This window comes from Kovacikia sp. CALU 1929 (assembly GCF_056784235.1).
In genome coordinates, this window is the sequence record NZ_JBXBCF010000080.1 from 50,693 (window position 1) to 69,076 (window position 18,384).

Annotated in this window: 10 protein-coding genes; all 10 read left to right on the forward strand. The window is 50.5% G+C overall.

From position 1 onward, the window contains the following. Positions 1-315 precede the first annotated feature (315 nt). The 10 genes from AC1S52_RS21085 (at position 316) to AC1S52_RS21130 (ending at position 18,112) form a co-directional block, all read left to right on the forward strand. On the forward strand, positions 316-2,127 hold the full coding sequence (locus AC1S52_RS21085) for an ABC transporter ATP-binding protein (RefSeq protein ID WP_482031018.1): 1,812 nt from the start codon (positions 316-318) through the stop codon (positions 2,125-2,127). Between the two features lie 256 nt (positions 2,128-2,383). Then, the gene (sir, locus tag AC1S52_RS21090; RefSeq protein WP_482031019.1) at positions 2,384-4,354 is read left to right on the forward strand and encodes a sulfite reductase, ferredoxin dependent; all 1,971 of its coding nucleotides are present in this window, start codon (positions 2,384-2,386) and stop codon (positions 4,352-4,354) included. Positions 4,355-4,511: 157 nt separating this feature from the next. Continuing rightward, on the forward strand, positions 4,512-5,291 hold the full coding sequence (locus AC1S52_RS21095; RefSeq protein ID WP_482031020.1) for a 16S rRNA (uracil(1498)-N(3))-methyltransferase: 780 nt from the start codon (positions 4,512-4,514) through the stop codon (positions 5,289-5,291). A gap of 254 nt (positions 5,292-5,545) precedes the next feature. Then, positions 5,546-6,634 (forward strand): tetratricopeptide repeat protein, encoded by a 1,089-nt coding sequence (locus AC1S52_RS21100; RefSeq protein ID WP_482031021.1) that lies wholly within the window; start codon positions 5,546-5,548, stop codon positions 6,632-6,634. A 262-nt stretch (positions 6,635-6,896) separates the two neighbouring features. Beyond that, positions 6,897-7,304, forward strand: a complete 408-nt coding sequence (locus tag AC1S52_RS21105; RefSeq protein WP_482031022.1) for a response regulator — start codon at positions 6,897-6,899, stop codon at positions 7,302-7,304. Between the two features lie 518 nt (positions 7,305-7,822). Next, positions 7,823-11,770, forward strand: coding sequence for a response regulator (locus AC1S52_RS21110; RefSeq protein WP_482031023.1), 3,948 nt, complete (start codon positions 7,823-7,825; stop codon positions 11,768-11,770). Beyond that, positions 11,763-12,140, forward strand: coding sequence for a response regulator (locus AC1S52_RS21115; RefSeq protein ID WP_482031024.1), 378 nt, complete (start codon positions 11,763-11,765; stop codon positions 12,138-12,140). The genes AC1S52_RS21110 and AC1S52_RS21115 overlap by 8 nt, the downstream gene beginning before the upstream one ends. Beyond that, positions 12,137-14,227: a response regulator gene (locus AC1S52_RS21120; RefSeq protein WP_482031025.1), complete on the forward strand. Its 2,091-nt coding sequence runs from the start codon at positions 12,137-12,139 to the stop codon at positions 14,225-14,227. Before AC1S52_RS21115 ends, AC1S52_RS21120 begins: the two co-directional genes overlap by 4 nt. A 31-nt stretch (positions 14,228-14,258) precedes the next feature. After that, a complete protein-coding gene (locus AC1S52_RS21125) occupies positions 14,259-16,961 on the forward strand; it encodes a response regulator (protein WP_482031026.1) in 2,703 nt (900 codons plus the stop codon). Positions 16,962-17,056: 95 nt separating this feature from the next. Continuing rightward, complete coding sequence (locus AC1S52_RS21130) at positions 17,057-18,112, forward strand: adenylate/guanylate cyclase domain-containing protein (protein ID WP_482031027.1); 1,056 nt, start codon at positions 17,057-17,059, stop codon at positions 18,110-18,112. The last annotated feature ends 272 nt before the right edge of the window (positions 18,113-18,384 follow it).

Consider the following 18,384-nt stretch of genomic DNA (forward strand, 5'->3'; position numbering starts at 1 on the left):
AGTAGAAAGTTCCCGCAGAATATTTCATCCTTCCGCCTTCTATCTTTACCCCCGTCCCAATTCCCCCAACGGTTAATCGGGAATTTAGCCACGGGAATTGTATCTGTATTACAATACTACTTTCGTAGTATCGCTATATTCGGTCGCCTGGTTTGGGCTGACCGGACATTGGCAAGCTTACCTAGTACTCACAGGCGTAAATCTGAATCCCCCTGACCTACTACACTCTGAACTCCGCTTTGGCTGAACCAGGGGTGCCAAACTTACGCCGCAGTCTACTAGCAATGCCACCTGTTTTCCCTGGAAGGAGGAATCATGGCGAAATTTAAGGACATCGTCCGTTACTACCGCAGGTATCGGCGGGCGACCGTGTTCAGCGTTGCAATGATGAGTGCCTTCGAAATCATTGATTTATTCGTTCCCTATGCGATCGGGCAGATTCTGAACGTGCTGTCCAATCAACCCCTGGATGCCCCACTTCAAAGCCTGGTTGCCAATGTTGCCGTTGTGACAGGTCAACCCCAAAACTCAACCCTTTCGCTGATTGTATTGCTGTCTCTGGTGGGGCTGGTATCCGTCGGTCGCGCCCCCATTCAGCCCTGGCTTGGCCCCTGGTTTAGCTGGGACACTGCCTTCCGCGCTCACCGTGACCACGCCCGTAAATCCCTGGAAAAGGTGTTGACTTTGCCGCTGGAGTTCTATGACGAGAACAATTCTGGACGAATTGCAGCGCGGGTCGCGAAGGGGTTGTCTAACCATATGTGGAGCTACCCACTAGTGGTAGGGCAGATGATGCCTAAAATGCTCCGTCTGGTGGGTATTTTTGTCCTCATCTGGATGATTGAATGGCGGATTGCCCTCCTGACGATGCTTTCGTTCATTGTAATTCTCTGGTTGAATCTGTCCGGTCTGGTACCGCTGATGGAGCGGGACAAGAAGCTGGACAAATATATGGAGGATACTGAGAGTCGTACTTCTGAGGTGATTACCAACATCAAAACGGTGAAAGCCTTTGCAACCGAAGCAACCGAGTTAACCCGCCAGAAACAGCGGTTTAACCGTGAATTCAAGGTGTTGGATTATCGGATTCACAAAGGGTTTGTCATGCTCGGTATGCGGCAGCGCACGATTGTGCAAACCTGTGTGTTTCTGGTGCTGGTGTTTACATTGATCGCAACCGTGCGGGGTCAAATCTCGTTGGGGCATTTCATCACGACGCTGACCGTTTCCAGCATGGCTTATGCCGAAGTAGAGCCGATTAGCGATATTGCTGAGATGGTTGCCCGCCGCTATGCTTCCATGATTCACTTCCACGAGTTCATGCAACTTCCCAATGGCAAGGATGCGGGCAATCTGGTTCTCGATGCCGTACCCTCCTACCAGTTCACAGGCAAAGTGGAGTTCTCTCACCTCACCTTTGGCTATGATGCAGAGCGACCGGTGTTGCAAGATGTCAACCTGCTGGTTGAACCTTATCAGACCGTGGCGCTGGTGGGGCGATCGGGTTCAGGGAAATCTACGCTGGTGAAGCTGCTATTCCGTTACTTCGAGCCAAATCAAGGCACGATATTGATGGATGGTGAGGATATTCGGCGGCTGGATGTGACAGGTTACCGAAAACGGCTGGCGATCGTGCATCAGGAAGTGGATATTTTCAATGGCACCCTGCTGGATAATCTGACCTACGGCAACCCAAAGGCAACCTTAGAGCAGGTGAAGGAAGCCTGTCGCATTGCCCAGGCAGACGACTTCATTCGTCAGATGCCGAATGGCTACGCAACGGTTGTGGGGGAGCGAGGGGTAAGACTCTCCGGTGGTCAGCGTCAGCGAGTCGGAATCGCCCGTGCCCTGGTTATGGAACCAGATGTGCTGGTGTTTGACGAGGCAACCTCTAGCCTGGACTACGAATCGGAGCGATCGATCCAACTGGCAATGCGCGCCATTCTGGGCACCCGCACCCTGATCATCATTGCCCACCGGCTGAGTACGGTACGGGAAGCTGACAAGATTGTGGTGTTAGAGAAAGGACAGATTGTGGAAGTGGGTAGCCACGAAGCCTTGCTGAACCACGGCGGCATCTATCAACGTCTGCACTCGTTGCAGGAAACTGGCGAGTTGTTGGCGTAAGTCTAGGAAGCAGAAAAAAGGCTTTAACCTTTCTTCTGCTTCTTACTTGCTTTGTCTTGGCTTTTCTTCAAAATTCCTTAGGAACCGTGCGGGATCGAAAAAGCAGTGGTAGGATCAACTTTACTGATATAACAGAATTCCGACCGACTTACCGGGAATCTATACCTGCTGGGTGAAGGTTCCCGGTCTTGAAGTTTGTATCTTCTTAGTTCGGGCGGATGTTATTTCAGATGCCTCTCCACTTGCAGTCGATCCGATGGTTAATACTCAGACACCTCCCCTTGTTCGTAAGCCTTCAAAAGTTGAAGGACTTAAAGACCGTAGCAATTTTTTGCGTGAGCCAGTTGCCTCTGAACTGCGGCTAGACACGACCCACTTTTCAGAAGATGCGATTCAAATCCTAAAATTTCATGGCTCCTACCAGCAGGACAACCGGGATAACCGGGTGAAAGGTCAGGAAAAAGATTTTCAGTTCATGTTGCGCACTCGTAACCCTGGTGGTTTTATTCCACCGGAGCTTTACCTGACGTTGGATCGCCTATCGGATGAGTACGGCAACCACACTATCCGGGCAACTACCCGCCAGGGCTTTCAGCTTCACGGCATTTTGAAGAAGAACTTGAAAGCCTCGATCGCCGCCATTGTCAAGAGTATGGGTTCTACGCTGGGTGCTTGCGGTGACCTCAACCGTAATGTGATGGCTCCCCCCGCTCCCTACAAAAATCGCCCAGAGTACCAGTACGCCTGGGAATATGCTGATAACATCGCCGACTTGCTAACTCCCCAGACTGGTGCATACTACGAAATCTGGCTGGATGGGGAAAAGGCGATTTCGGCGGAAGAGGATCCGGAGGTGGTCGCTGCTCGCCAACAAAATGGCAACGGTACGGTTTTCCACGATCAGGAAGAGCCGATTTACGGTGCCCATTACATGCCGCGCAAGTTCAAATGCTCTGTGACGGTTCCTGGGGATAACTCGGTTGATCTGTTCTCCCAGGATGTTAGCCTGGTGGTTATCACCGACGAGAGCAATGAACTGCAAGGCTTTAATGTGTTTGCTGGGGGTGGGCTGGGTCGTACCCACAACAAGGAAGAAACCTTTCCCCGGATTGCTGACCCGATTGGGTACGTGGATAAAGCCGAGGTTTATGGACTGATAAAGGCAATTGTGGCAACTCAGCGGGATTATGGCGATCGCACCAATCGTCGCCATGCTCGTATGAAATACCTGATCGAAGACTGGGGGGTAGGGCGCTTCCGGGAAAAGGTTGAAAGCTACTTCGGTAAACCACTTCAACCACTGAAGCCCTTACCAGAGTTTAAGTACCTGGACTTCCTCGGCTGGCATGAGCAGGGCGACGGTAACCTGTTTGTCGGTATTTCTGTTGATAACGGTCGGATCAAGGATGAGGGCAGTTTCAAGCTCAAGGCGGCATTAAAAGAAATTGTGCAGAAGTACAACCTGCCCATGCGGCTGACCCCCAGCCAGAACATTATTCTTTACGAAATTGCCCCCGCCCAACAGGCAGACATTCAGGCAATTCTGACTCGCTGCGGCATCAAGCGTGAAGATGAAATTGACCCACTGGAGCGCTATGCAATGGCGTGTCCGGCATTACCTACCTGCGGTCTGGCGACCACTGAATCTGAACGGGTCATTCCCAGTATTCTTGAACGCATTCGGGCGGTGCTGGTGAAAGTGGGATTGCCCCAGGAGCATTTCATTACCCGCATGACCGGATGTCCCAATGGCTGCGCCCGTCCCTATCTGGCAGAACTGGGATTTGTGGGCAATGGTCCCGGTCTTTACCAGGTCTGGCTGGGCGCTGCCCCGAATCAAACCCGGTTGGCAAAACCCTATCTCGAAAAAATGCACGTCGATGACCTGGAAACCACACTGGAGCCGATTTTCGTCTACTTCAGGCAGTGGAGACAAGCGGATGAGAGCTTCGGTGACTTCTGCGATCGCGTTGGTCTGGATGCGATTCATCAATACGTTGCCAGCTACGAACCAGACAGTGTTGCCAGCCCGCAGGACAGTTCTACCCAGAACGGCGAGAGCGTCACCCTACCCACCAAAACGACCAAAGTTCGTCGTCGTGTCACCGTGCCAGAGGCGACCTACAGCCGTCTTCAAGCAGCAGCAACCGAATTAGGTAAGCCAATGAGTCATCTGGCGAATGAGGCGATCGAGGCATTTCTTGAAAGGATGAAGGATGAAGGATAAGGGGTTTATCGGTTTTTAGTTGTTAGTTTTTAGTTGTGAGCGATGGGGAAGAGTTGAGAATGAACCGGGAGGAATCAATATTTCTACCTCAAAATTCTTAACCAAAACTCAAAACTCTCAACTCAAAACACCCCTACTACCCAACATCTCCTCCCCTATGCCCCAGTTGCAGCGGCTTGTGGTTGCCCCTCAGCAAATTCAGAATCAGCAAATTGATTTGAACCCGGAGCAGATGCATTATCTGTTGCGGGTTTTGCGTTTAAAGTCGGGCGATCGCTTTGTTGCAATGGATGGACAGGGGCATTCCTGGGTAGCAACTCTGGGAGAAACAGCGGCTTCGGCTCAAGTCCAGGCAGAAATTTTGGCACCCCTGATCAGCGACACCGAATTGGCTGTCACGACTACTCTGGTCATGGCATTGCCCAAGGGAAGCGGGTTTGATGAAGTCGTGCGCCAGGTTACAGAATTGGGAGTTTCAACCATTGCGCCGGTGATCAGCGATCGCACCTTGCTTAACCCCAGCCCCCAAAAGCTGGAACGCTGGCGACGGATCGCCCAGGAAGCTGCCGAACAATCCGAACGCCAGATCGTTCCCACGATTCTGGAACCTGCCCTTTTTGACCAATTCTTAAACACTAGCGATTCGTCCTCCCTTAAATACATCTGCGTTACCCGTCAGTCAGTTCCCCACTTGCTTACCCGCCTCCTCCCCCTGGCATTGTCTCCCCTGCCCCTTATTATCACCATCGGTCCCGAAGGGGGCTGGACAGAACCCGAAATTGAGCAAGCGATCGCCGCAGGGTATCATCCAGTCTCCCTTGGCTCCCGCATTCTCCGGGCAGTCACCGCTCCAATTGTTGCCCTATCCTTAGTGGCAGCAGTTTATGAAGCTGGGGGGAGGAAGGAAACGATGGGGGAGTTGAGAGTTGAGAGTTGAAAGTTGGGAGTTGGGAGTTGAGAGTTGAGAGTTGAGAATTTTGAGTTAAGAATTGAGAGGGAACATTTCTAAAGTTTAGGAATATATCTGCCGTGCTTTCGTTGCCAAGCTTGTGCCTCGGCAATGGCTGTTGAAAGCTTCATTCTTTGGAAAGCTTATAAAACCAAACTTCATACCTCCAAAACTTTCTCCCCCTTCCCTCTACTCCTCTACTCCTCTGCTCCTCTGCCCCTCTCTCCCCCTCTCCTCCTCCTATGCTCGACCAAGTAGCTGCTGCCTTTGAACGTCAGGATTATCAGACGGCTGCCCAACTGTTGAAAGAGCTGCTGAAGCAGTCGCCTCACGATCCGTGGGTGCAACTCTATACTGCCCGGTTGCAGGAGGTGGCTGGAAAGCTTGACACCGCAGAGGAAACCTATCGCCAATTGTTACGGAATGCGACCAACTCGAAACTGGTGATCCAGTCCCGGCAGGGGATACAGCGGGTAGAGGATAGGCGGCGAGAGCGCCGCCAACAGGCGATCGCCCAAACAACCAGTGATCCGTCCAACAGTGAACCCGGATTTATGGTTCTGGAGGCAATAGCGGGAGATGACCGTGGGGCAGCCGTGCAAAATTTTGCCAGTGTCATGAAGTTAGATGCTTATACCGCAAGGATGCTACTGCCCAGTCGGGGATGGCGGCTCTACCGCAGTGGTTCCGTGGGTGAATTGCAGGTCTATGGTCAGGAGCTTCTTGATGCCGGAGTTCCAGTGTTTTGGGCACCTCTCCCTGAACTGCAAAAAATTCAGGTGTTTCAGGTCAGCTATTTCCAGTCCATTTCACCCAAGGTCAACGTTGTTTGTCGTAATGAACATGACCAGTTGGGCACGCTGACGTTTGATTGGTCGGAGATCAGCCAGCGAGTGGAGGGGATGCTACCCGTATTTGAGCAAGTGTTAACCCTGGGTTATCGCGATCGCCTGGAGCGCAAGGAAGCGACTCAGGACTATAGCCACCTTTGCGATCTCCACCTGCCCGGTAGACGCTGCATCCTGCGCTTGCAGGATACCCAGTACGATTTTCATCAGGGTATTTCAGTCGTCCCCAGGCAAGGAACGGTTGGAAAATTAGATCGCAACACCATTCGGACAAACTGGAACCACTTACTAGAACTGCTGAACCAACAGTTACCCAATCGCCCTGTCTGGGCAGACTTCACTGCCTTTGCCGACACCGCATCCGATTTTATAATTCCCTTGAGACGGCTCAAATCCCATATCCATCTTCTACGTCATTCAGAAAGCCATTGGGACTCGGCATTCCAGCTATATAGCGGCATGATGTTTTTGCGGAATCAATAACCTCTTTGCTTCTGCTTATTCCACCATTATCTAGCTTCGCAGAATTGTCTGAATCAGGCTAAAGTTATTCCAGGCTAATCGAATGGATTCTCAAAAAGACTTTTAACTATAGCGATTCGATTTGAATTGTGAGAAAGGATTCCAAGGGAATTCTTTCTCACAAAACCACAAAACCCCTCATTCTCATACGTAATTTAGGGCTGCTATATATAAGTTTAGGTAATGAACGCTAAGTTATTAGGTCGATAGGCAGCAATAGGCAATGTTTACCGCTTCGACATCTAATCCAGAGGTAACTATCCGAATACTTCTGATAGAGGATAATGATATCAATCGTCAATTGATGACTGATTATCTAAAGTACTGTGGATACGAGGTTCTTAGCCTACCTAGAGGAGGTACATTTGCTGCTGCCATGAGTCAGTTTAAGCCTCATTTGGTTCTGCTGGACTTAAAGCTACCAGATGTTGATGGGTACACCCTGCTTCAGCAAATTCAACAGAAACCAGAGTGGCTAAAGATTCCGGTGATTGTGGTTTCTGCCTATGCCTTTCAGTCAGATCAGCAGCGGGCACTCAGTTTGGGTGCCTGTCGCTACCTGGTAAAACCCGTGAAGTTGCCTGAACTGCTACAGGCTATCTCTGAAGAGTTGACCTATCTGGCAGTGTAAAAATCGCTACACAAAAAGACCCGACCCTCAAGTTCCTCTGGGCTGGTTCCGGAATTTTTCCGTAAATTTGCTGAATCTTAACTTCAATTATGGCTAAATTTTATCGCCAGCGATCGCTTTAGAAGTGAGATTACGGATTTTTTGGGGAACTATAAGCTCAATCTGACACCCCACTAGGGGCGGTGGGCTGACTCAGGGTGAACCCTACAATTTTCGCTGCCAAACTATGTAATAAGAAAAATTTTTCTTCTTCTGCTCAATTGTCCGGACTTTCTGCTGGTAGGGTTGGTAGAGCGTTACAGAGATAGATTAGTCTGTGGGCTGGTTAACCTCAAGTGCCAAGGATCTAGTTTTGACCCTGGCTTACAGCGATTTTCAGATGAGTCAACCACAGTTGCAGGTGGATGGATAGATGATAGCCACCTTTTCCCTAGCCACCTATTTCCCTAGCCACCTTTCCCTAGCCAATAGTTGAAGGAAACCTGCTTTCAATCACTTCTAGCAACCGAGGCTAACCCATGAGAAAAAACGCACTGAAGTATCTTGCTGGACGAGAAATCTTAATTGGCTTATTTCTTGTCTTTACAGTGCCGTTTGTGGTGGTGATCAATCGGTTGGTAGCTGAGATTAACGTCAGCATTGACTTTGCAGAAAAAGAAAAAATCGGCGTGCAGTTCAACACCTCGTTGCGCCACCTTTTGCAAAAAATGATCCAGCATCAACGGCTTGCCCTTGATGCTCAAAGCGATGCCACGGTGAAACCGCAACTCCTGAACCAGCAGGCTGAAATTGATGCCGCGATCGTCGCCCTTGATACGCTGGAGAACGATCTAGGGACTAAACTGCAAACCCAGGCATTGTGGAGTAAGTTAACCATCCAGTGGAACCAACTAAAGGAAGGGTTGCCGGTTTTTCAGAAAGAAAGTACGCTCCAACTCCATGCAATACTGATCAACCAAATTTTGGAGTTAATTGCCCACGTTGGTGATACCTCGAACCTGATCCTGGATCCCGATCTGGATACCTACTATCTGATGGATGCCACCGTCAACGCTTTGCCAGATGCGATCAAAAGTTCTGCCCAGGCAGGCGAAATTGGGGAAGGGGCAGCCCTCAGTGGTTCCATATCTCTAAACGAGCGTGTCCAGTTAATTGGCTTATCGAATGCACTGGATTCCGCCCTGAAAGCCATCTCCCGTGGACAGGAAGTTGCTTTCGGTTTCAATCCTGACTTGCGCCCTGAACTCTTACTGGCTTATCAAAAAGCGATAGGGAGTGGCAGGAATTTGTCTAAACTAATCCGGCAAGTGGGGACACAATCGCGATCCGTTAAACCGGGCGAAGTGGTTGTGTTAGCCGATCAGGCGATCGCCAATCAGTTCCAACTCTACGACACCGTCTCTCCTGCCCTGGATCGGTTACTCCAGTACCGAGTTAACCAATTCGTCCAGAAAAAGCAGCAGATTCGGTTCTTTGGCCTGTTAGTTTTGCTGGCAGTATTTGCAGTCTTTGTTGCGTTTGCCCGCAGCCTGAATCAGCGGAAGCGAATAGACCAGCGCCTCAGCACCCAGTATGCAATTGCCCGCACCCTGGCAGAAGCCACCAGTCTTAGTGAAGCAGCCCCCCTCATTCTTCAGGGAATTTGTGAGAGCCTGAAGTGGGATCTGGGCAATCTCTGGCTGGTGAATCCCCATACCAACTGTCTGGAATTTGTTAAAAGCTGGAGCAGTGCTTCAGCAAAAATCTCAGAATTTGATATCAGTAGCCATCAAATGACCTTTGCCTATGGCGTTGGTATGAATGGGCAGGTTTGGAGTACTGGGCAGCCTATCTGGATTGCAGATGTCACTAAAGACGATCGCTTTCTGCGCGGAGAAGAGGCAATCCGATCAGGGCTACGATCTGCCTTTGGCTTTCCAATCCGGGCAGGGGATCAGGTCGTTGGGATGATGGCATTCTTCAATCAAAAAATACATGAACCCGATGTTGACCTGATGAGAATGATGACGACAACAGGCGACCAGATTGGGCAGTTCATCAAGCGTCAGCAAACAGAGGTCGCCCTCCGCGACCAGGAGGAACTTCTGCGCGTCGCGCTCGCTGCTGCCAAGATGGGAGCATGGGAATGGAATATTGTAACCAACGAGGAAAAATGGTCTCAGGAAGTAGCGGACGTGTTTGGCGTGGATCCAGATGACTTCAATCCCAGCTACCAGGAATTTCTGAAACTGGTTCACCCCGACGATCGCCATACCCTGGAACAAGAACAAGCTCGAACCCTGGAGCATTCCTCAGAATATAACGCAGAGTATCGCATTATCTGGAAAGATGGCAGCATTCATTGGGTCAACAGTCGGGGTAACGTAGCGCGAGATGCTAACGGTAAGCCAATCTTGCTCAGTGGTGTCACGATGGACATTACCGAGCGTAAACAGGCTGAGCTTGCCCTGCAACAGGCAGAGGAAAAATACCGCAGCATTTTTGAAAACGCAGCGGATGGCATCTTTCAAACTACCGCAGACGGCAGATATATCAGTGCTAACCCTGCCCTCTCAGAGATCTATGGCTATGACTCGCCCGCCGATCTGATCGCTAACTTATCCAACCATATTGATCATCAGCTTTACGTCGATCCTGAACGGCGATCGCAATTCATCCACTTGATGGCAGAATATGGCGCTGTGAATAACTTTGAGTCCCAGGTCTACCGCCGCAATGGTAGCGTCATCTGGATCGCCGAAAACGCCCGCGTTGTCCATGATAACGATGGCAACCTGCTCTATTACGAAGGCATTGTCAAAGACATTACCGAGCGCAAACAAGCCGCCGAAGAACTATTTAAAGCGAAAGAAGCTGCCGAAGCCGCCAGCCGTGCCAAAAGCCAGTTTCTTGCCAATATGAGCCATGAATTGCGGACTCCCCTCAATGCCATCATTGGCTATAGCGAAATGCTTCAGGAAGACGCGCTGGATATGGGCTATGAAGATATCATTCCCGATTTGGGCAAAATTCATGGGGCAGGCAAACATTTGCTGGGATTAATCAACGATATCCTCGATATTTCCAAAATCGAGGCAGGCAAAATGGAACTCTACCTGGAAGCTTTCCACATTGCCGACGTGATTGATGAGGTAAGAGCGACCATTCAGCCCATGATCGAGAAAAACAGCAATATTCTGGTCATCCAATGTGCTGACAATCTGGACACCATGTACGCTGACCTGACGAAAGTTCGCCAGAGTCTCCTGAACTTGCTCAGCAACGCCAGTAAGTTTACAGAGAAAGGGACGATTACATTAACGGTGGAAAAGACGGGGGGAGATGGGGATCTAGGGCAGGGCAACGGGGACAAAGTACGGGCACCTTCTGTCACGTTCACCGTCTCCGACACCGGCATTGGTATGTCTCAAGAGCAGGTGGACAGGTTATTTCAGGCATTTACCCAGGCAGATGCATCCACCACCCGCAAGTATGGTGGCTCTGGGCTGGGATTGGCAATTAGCCGTCGTTTCTGCCAGATGATGGGAGGCGACATTACCGTGAACAGTGAACTGGGGCAGGGATCGGACTTTACCGTTTGTTTGCCCGTTAGGGTGGAAAACTCCAAATCCGAACAACACCCAGATTTAGCCCCTGCCACTGTTCCCGCCCCTGCTAAAACGACTCCGATCGCCAAAGACATTACCGTGCTAGTGATTGACGATGAACCTACAGTGCGCGATTTGTTAGTGCGTTACCTGAGCAAAGAAGGCTTTCAGGTTGAAACCGCACCTAATGGGCAGGAAGGACTGCACCTGGCTAGGGAACTTCACCCCGATGCCATTACCCTGGATGTGATGATGCCGATGATGGATGGCTGGACTGTCCTTTCCAGTCTGAAGGCAGACCCCGATCTGGCAGACATTCCAGTGATCGTTTTGACGATTGTAGATAATAAAAATCTGGGCTTTGCCCTGGGAGCCGCCGACTATCTGACCAAGCCGATCGACTATAAGCGGTTGGCAACTGTGTTAGACCGATATCAGCCCAAATCTCCCGATGAACGGGCATCGCCCGTTGCCCATGTCCTGATTGCAGAGGATGACCCAACCACCCGCGAGATGTTCCATCGCATTCTGGCAAAGGAAGGCTGGGCGATCGCCGAAGCAGAAAATGGGCGCGTTGCCCTGGAACGGGTCGCCGAAGCCAAACCTGATTTGATCTTGCTGGATCTGATGATGCCAGAGATGGATGGCTTTCAGTTTATTCAGGAGTTACGAACTCAACCCAACTGGCGGCAAATTCCTGTCGTGGTCGTCACGGCAATGGATTTGACCCCAACCGATCGCCTCAATCTCAATGGCTATGTGGAACGAATTCTGGAAAAAGGGGCTTACAACCGAGAGGAACTGTTGGGAGAAGTGCGTGACCTTGTGCAGACCTGTATTCAGCAACGCCCCAGGCTAGGGGAGGAAACTGATGGCTAAAATTCTACTGGTTGAAGACAACGAAATGAACCGGGACATGCTCTCTCGTCGTCTGGAGCGCAAAGGATATCAGATTTTAGTTGCGGTTGACGGTGAGCAGGGTGTAAAAATGGCTTGCACTGAAGTCCCCGATCTGATTTTGATGGATATGAGCTTGCCGGTGCTGGACGGGTGGGAAGCCACGCGGCAACTTAAATCTCTGCCCCAAACCCAGTCCATTCCAATTATTGCGCTGACTGCCCACGCCATGGCGGGCGATCGCGACAAGTGCATCCAGGCAGGCTGCGACGACTACGACACCAAACCCGTTGAGTTTCCCCGGTTAATGGGCAAAATCCAGGCATGTCTGGGTAAGGAGGTGGGAGCATGACCGATCTACCCCATGTGCTGGTTGCCGATGATGACGAACCTAGCCGCATCTACTTTTCCCGCCAGTTACGCCAGTACAACCTGAATGTCACAGCGGTTGCAACCGGTAGAGAAGCCATTCATTTGGCAAAAAGCCAGCCCTTTGACCTGATTCTGCTTGATATTCTGATGCCAGGAATGGACGGATTTCAGACCTTGGAACTGATCAAGTCTGATCCTACAACCACCTCCATCCCCGTCATCATAGTTTCTGGGCTAGACGATCTGGACAGCCTGATTCGCTGCATTGAATTGGGGGCAGAAGACTACCTGTTTAAACCGCCTAACCCAGTGTTGTTGAAAGCCCGCATTAATGCTTGCCTAGAGCGCAAACACCTGCGTGACCAGGAACAGGCATACCTGGAACAATTACAGTTAGAAAAAGCGGACGCAGAAAGCGCCAACCGGGCTAAAAGCATCTTTCTGGCAAACATGAGCCACGAACTGCGAACTCCCCTCAATGCCATCATTGGCTATAGCGAAATTCTGCTAGAAGATATTCAAGCACTAGACCCTGGACTGATCCCTGACCTCGACAAAATCCATTCCTCTGGTAAACACCTGCTCGCTCTGATCAATGACATTTTGGATATTTCCAAGATCGAGGCAGGCAAGATGGATCTTTACCTTGAGCACTTCGATATCCTATCCCTGATTGAGGAGGTGGTCACCACTGCCCAACCCTGGGTTAAGAAAAACGGCAACACCTTGACCGTTCAATGCCCTGATAACCTGGGCACGATGCATACTGACCTGAGCAAAGTTCGGCAAACCCTGCTCAACCTGTTGAGTAACGCCAGCAAGTTTACTGAGCAAGGAGCCATTACCCTTGCAGTGGAGAAAAGATGGGGCGATGGGGAAAGGACATTGGGTACAGGGCACAAGCTACAAGGTCCAGTAGATCTGGAGGAATTTGCCGATACGCAGCACCCGGCACCCGGCACCCGACACCCAACACCCGACACCCGGCACTCCTTACCCTCTCTAACCTTCACCATTTCCGACACTGGCATTGGCATCCATCCGGATCTCCAGGAAACCATTTTTGAAGTGTTCAACCAGGGTGACAATTCTTCCACTCGCAAATACAGTGGCACCGGCTTGGGTCTGGCACTGAGTCAGCGGTTCTGCCAAATGCTAGGAGGAACGATTTCGGTAGACAGTACTCAAGAAAAGGGATCTGTGTTCACCGTTTCGTTGCCGGTTGATGTAATTGACCATCAGGTTTCCACGGTCTTTGCCGCCCATGCTTCAGATCTGCAAGTTCAACCAGAAACTTCCACGTTGCCTGGGGATAGTGGATTGATTCTTGTCATAGATGACGATCGCACAGTGCGCGACCTGATGGTCAAAATCTTAAACCAAGAAGGGTTTCGGGTGGTGACTACCTGGTCTGGCGAAGAAGGACGACGGCTAGCACGGGAACTCCATCCTTGTCTAATTCTGCTGGATCTGATGATGCCAGAGAATGATAGCTGGGCAATCCTATCGGCGCTCAAAGCGGATCCCGTATTGGCAGAGATTCCAGTGATGATGATGGCGATCACCAAAGACCAGAGCACCGGCTTCACCCTTGGCATCTCTGACTACCTGATGAAACCGGCTGACTTCAAACGAATTACCCTACTGCTACGCCATTACCTGGACAATCTGACCAGTGGAACTATTCTGCTGGTGCAAGAAGATTCCACCACTCGCCAGGTGATCCAGCGCTTACTGGAAAAAGAAGGCTGGACATTGGCGATCGCTGAAAACTCTCACCTCGCTCTAGAGTTAGCCAACCAGATTCAACCCGATCTGGTGCTCCTGGATCTGATGCCTCCGGATATGAAGGGCTTAGAATTTCTTGCCAACCTCCGTCAACATCCGCAGTTACACGACCTGCCCACTGTGGTTGCGATCGCGAAAGAGCTTTCCACAGAAGACCACCTGTACCTCAACCGTTCCATTGAAATCCTATTTCAGCAGGAAGACTACAGCCGCGAGAAATTTTTAATCAAGGTGCGTAAGCTGATCATCACTTGCATCCAGTCAAGGGTCTGCGTCTAACCATGCCCTACCAGCCGGGAGTTGTTTTGCCATGACTTTGCGTAAACGAACCCTATTGATTATCGGAGCGACCCTAATAGGGCTGAATGCTGTTTTATACAGTATTTCTTCAGCCCTATTGCTGGGTAATTCCGCCAAGGCAGAAGAGCAAGACACCCGCCAGATCATGAAGGGGGTTTTAAGCGTATTCGGTCAAAACCTGGAGCAACTTAGCGAAAGCTTTAATGACTGGGCAATGTGGGATGATGCCTACCAATTTATCCAGGATCGAAATCAGGCATTTATCCAGTCCAATTTAGTTGACCCGCAGTTCACTTACATGCGAGTCAACCTGATGATGTTTATCAATACCTCTGGTCAAGTCGTGTTTGGCACAGGATTTGACCTTAAAAGTGGTAAAAAGGTACCCATACCAGCCGCGCTGAAACCCCATCTGGTGCGGAGCGACCCTCTTTTGAAACACTTTTATCCCGCCAGCAGCCTGCATGGCATTGTGTTGTTGCCTGAAGGTCCCATGCTGGTTGTTTCACGTCCCATTTTGACCAGTGAGGGGCAGGGTCCAATTCGAGGCGTTTTAATTGTTGGGCGCTACCTGGACAGTGGGGAAGCCTTTCGTTTTGCCAGATTAACCCGATTTCCAGTTTTTTTGCATGGAACCAACCAGACTGAAATTCCAGCGGGGTTAAAACCAGTTCAATCTGCCCTTCAGATGGACCCGCCCATTGTGGTGAAAGCGGCCAGTGAGCAAACCATTTCCGGATATGCTTTGCTCAACGATATCTACGGTAATCCAGCTTTACTCATCCGGGCAGACGCTCCCCGTACCATTTATCACCAGGGACAGGCAACCCTGCGCTTCCTCACCTGGGCAATCTGGATTGCGGGACTGGTATTTGGCGGAATGACCCTGCTGCTACTGGAAAAGCTGGTGTTATCCCGGATCAGCCAGCTTAGTCAGGAGGTTAGCGGCATTGGGATTGGAGGGGATCTGTCAGGACGTGTTTCGGCAATCGGGCAGGATGAACTGTCCGGGCTGGCGATTAACATTAATACGATGCTGCAAACCTTAGGCAAATATCAGCAAGAACGCCAGCAAGGGGCGATCGATTTGCAGAAAGCCAAAGATTCGGCGGAACAGGCAAGCAAAGCCAAAAGCCAGTTTCTTGCCAACATGAGCCATGAACTGCGGACTCCGTTGAATGCCATCATTGGCTACAGCGAAATGCTTCAGGAAGATGCTCAGGATATGGGGCATGATGACCTGATGCCCGATCTGGACAAAATTAACAGTGCAGGCAAACACTTGTTGGGTTTAATTAATGACATCCTTGACCTGTCCAAAATTGAGGCAGGCAAGATGGACCTCTATCTGGAAACCTTTGACCTTGCGACTGCGATCGCTGAGATTATCCACACCGTTCAACCCCTGGTTCAGAAAAACGGCAACACTCTAATTCTCAACTGTCCAAATGATATCGGCACGATGCACGCCGACCTGGTCAAACTCCGGCAAAACCTGTTCAACCTGATCAGCAATGCCAGTAAATTCACCCACCAGGGGACAATCACGCTGACAATCGAGAGAAAGGATGAGGGTTTAGAGGTAATAGATGAAGGGGAAGAGTCATCCTTGATCCGACACTACGAGACCAGCAAAACCGTACATCCTTCATCGTTTATGCTCTTTACCGTTTCTGACACGGGCATCGGTATGAGCGCTGAGCAAATGAGTCGTTTGTTTGAGGCGTTTACCCAGGCAGATGCGTCTACCACCCGCAAATATGGGGGAACCGGGTTAGGGCTGGCAATTACGAAGCGCTTCTGCCAGATGATGGGAGGCGACATTACGGCAGAAAGTGACCTCGGTAAAGGGACCACCTTCAAAATGGCACTGCCTGTGAACATGACGGATCCCAAAGCCAACCCAGAAACCGTTCCTGCCCATGCGACGCATCTAGCATCCCAGCCCTCTGGAGCCAGTACGGTCCTGGTGATTGATGACGACCCTACCATGCATGACCTGATGGTACGGGTTCTCAACAAAGAAGGATTTCGGGTGGAACTGGCAGGTAGTGGAGCCGAGGGCATTCGTAAAGCCAGGGAGTTTCACCCCGACGCGATTACTCTGGATGTGATGATGCCGAGTATGGACGGCTGGGCGGTGCTTTCTGCTCTTAAATCTGACCCCAAACTGGCTGACATTCCGGTCATCATGGTAACCATGATGGATGACAAGAAGATCGGCTATGCTCTGGGTGCTTCGGACTATTTGACCAAGCCTGTCGATCGTCATCAGCTATCAATGGTGCTAAAGAAGTATCGTTGCGAAACCCCTCCCTGCTCTATCATGCTAGTGGAGGATGACCCAATTAACCGTGAACTTCTCCGGCAGATTTTGGAGAAGGAGGGATGGACGGTAACCGAGGCGGAAAATGGACGGATTGCGTTGCAACTGCTAGAAAAAGAGTTGCCAGAAATTATTCTGCTGGACTTGATGATGCCCGAAATGGGTGGGTTTGAGATGATTGCTGAACTGAAGCAACGACCAGAGTGGCGATCGCTACCTATTGTCATTGTCACCGCCAAGGATATCACCGCCGAAGACCATCTGAAGTTAAAGGGGTCTGTAGAGCGAATTTTCCAGAAAGGAGCCTTTAACCGCGAAGAACTACTTACCGAAGTGAAAAATTTGGTTGCGATCTGTGTTGATTGCAGGTCTTCTGTGGAAGGCTAGGGGTGGTCATTAATTGATCCCTTTAACCCTGATATACCGCTGTGATTTCCCACTAGATTGGAGTTGCCAGGGGTGGCTGGATAAATGAGGTAACCATGAACGCCGAACAAGGCTCAATGCTTGTAGTGGATGATGTTGAAGCAAACCGTGATTTGCTCTCGCGTCGGCTTCAGCGTCAGGGACACACAGTCGTTGTGGCTGAAAATGGCAGGCAGGCGATCGAGCGGTTAAAGGAACAGCCGTTTGATCTGATTCTTTGCGACATCATGATGCCAGAAATGAATGGTTATCAAGTGTTGGAGCATCTTAAAGCCGATCCGGCTCTACGCCATATTCCGGTCATCATGGTTTCTGCCCTGGATGACATTGACAGCGTGGTGCGGTGCATTGAACTGGGAGCAGAAGATTACCTGTTCAAGCCATTTAACCCGACGTTGTTGAAAGCTCGCATCAATGCCTGTCTTGAGAAAAAACGCCTGCGGGATCAGGAACAGGCATACCTGAAACAACTCCAGGCAGAGCAAGAGAAATCTGAACGACTGCTGTTAAGTATTCTTCCCCGCCCCGTTGCCGAGCAACTGAAACAGACTCAGAGCACGATCGCCGACAGCTTTGCCGAAGCCACTGTTTTATTTGCCGATATTGTAGACTTTACGGGCATTTCCACCCATCGCTCACCAATCGAAATGGTCAACCTGCTCAACCACATTTTCTCTGCGTTCGACAATTTAGCAGAGGAACACGGGCTGGAGAAGATTAAAACAATTGGGGATGCCTATATGGTGGTGGGGGGTATTCCCAAACATCGCCCCGACCATGCCGAGGCGATCGCTGACATGGCACTGGATATGCAGATTGCTATCTCTAAGTTCAATAGTGAAACGGGTGAATCCTTCAGCATTCGCATTGGCATTAGCACGGGACCCGTAGTGGCAGGAGTCATTGGCACCAAAAAATTTATCTATGACCTCTGGGGTGATACGGTGAATACCGCCAGCCGGATGGAGTCCCACGGCTTTCCAGGGGCAATCCAGGTTACAGACAGTACTTACCAAAGCCTCAAGGAAAGATACCTGCTAGAAGAGCGGGGTACGATTCCGGTTAAAGGTAAGGGAAAGATGCAGACTTACCTACTGAAGGGAAAGAGGTGAAGCAGGTGTGAGGTGGGGGGGGTGAAGAGTTGTTAGTTGTTAGAAGGTGGTCAGTGGACAGTAGTTCTCAGTGATTGGTCATTGGTCAACCGATTACCCATCACCACTCTTAACTTTCAACGCTCAACTTTTCCCTTTCTCTAACAACTAACAACCAACAATTAACAACCCCTCCCTCCTCCCCCCTCACCCTCCCATAAAAAAAAGCGCCCCCCCTTTCGGGAAGGCACTGACACAACTAGGAACCTAACTGAGCCACAGGCTCACAGGGA

Excerpts from the sequence above, each read along its gene's own strand:
- AC1S52_RS21085 (WP_482031018.1), top strand. The coding sequence starts at position 316 with ATGGCGAAATTTAAGGACATCGTCCGTTACTACCGCAGGTATCGGCGG.
- sir (WP_482031019.1), top strand. The coding sequence starts at position 2,384 with ATGGTTAATACTCAGACACCTCCCCTTGTTCGTAAGCCTTCAAAAGTT.
- AC1S52_RS21095 (WP_482031020.1), top strand. The coding sequence starts at position 4,512 with ATGCCCCAGTTGCAGCGGCTTGTGGTTGCCCCTCAGCAAATTCAGAAT.
- AC1S52_RS21100 (WP_482031021.1), top strand. The coding sequence starts at position 5,546 with ATGCTCGACCAAGTAGCTGCTGCCTTTGAACGTCAGGATTATCAGACG.
- AC1S52_RS21105 (WP_482031022.1), top strand. The coding sequence starts at position 6,897 with ATGTTTACCGCTTCGACATCTAATCCAGAGGTAACTATCCGAATACTT.
- AC1S52_RS21110 (WP_482031023.1), top strand. The coding sequence starts at position 7,823 with ATGAGAAAAAACGCACTGAAGTATCTTGCTGGACGAGAAATCTTAATT.
- AC1S52_RS21115 (WP_482031024.1), top strand. The coding sequence starts at position 11,763 with ATGGCTAAAATTCTACTGGTTGAAGACAACGAAATGAACCGGGACATG.
- AC1S52_RS21120 (WP_482031025.1), top strand. The coding sequence starts at position 12,137 with ATGACCGATCTACCCCATGTGCTGGTTGCCGATGATGACGAACCTAGC.
- AC1S52_RS21125 (WP_482031026.1), top strand. The coding sequence starts at position 14,259 with ATGACTTTGCGTAAACGAACCCTATTGATTATCGGAGCGACCCTAATA.
- AC1S52_RS21130 (WP_482031027.1), top strand. The coding sequence starts at position 17,057 with ATGAACGCCGAACAAGGCTCAATGCTTGTAGTGGATGATGTTGAAGCA.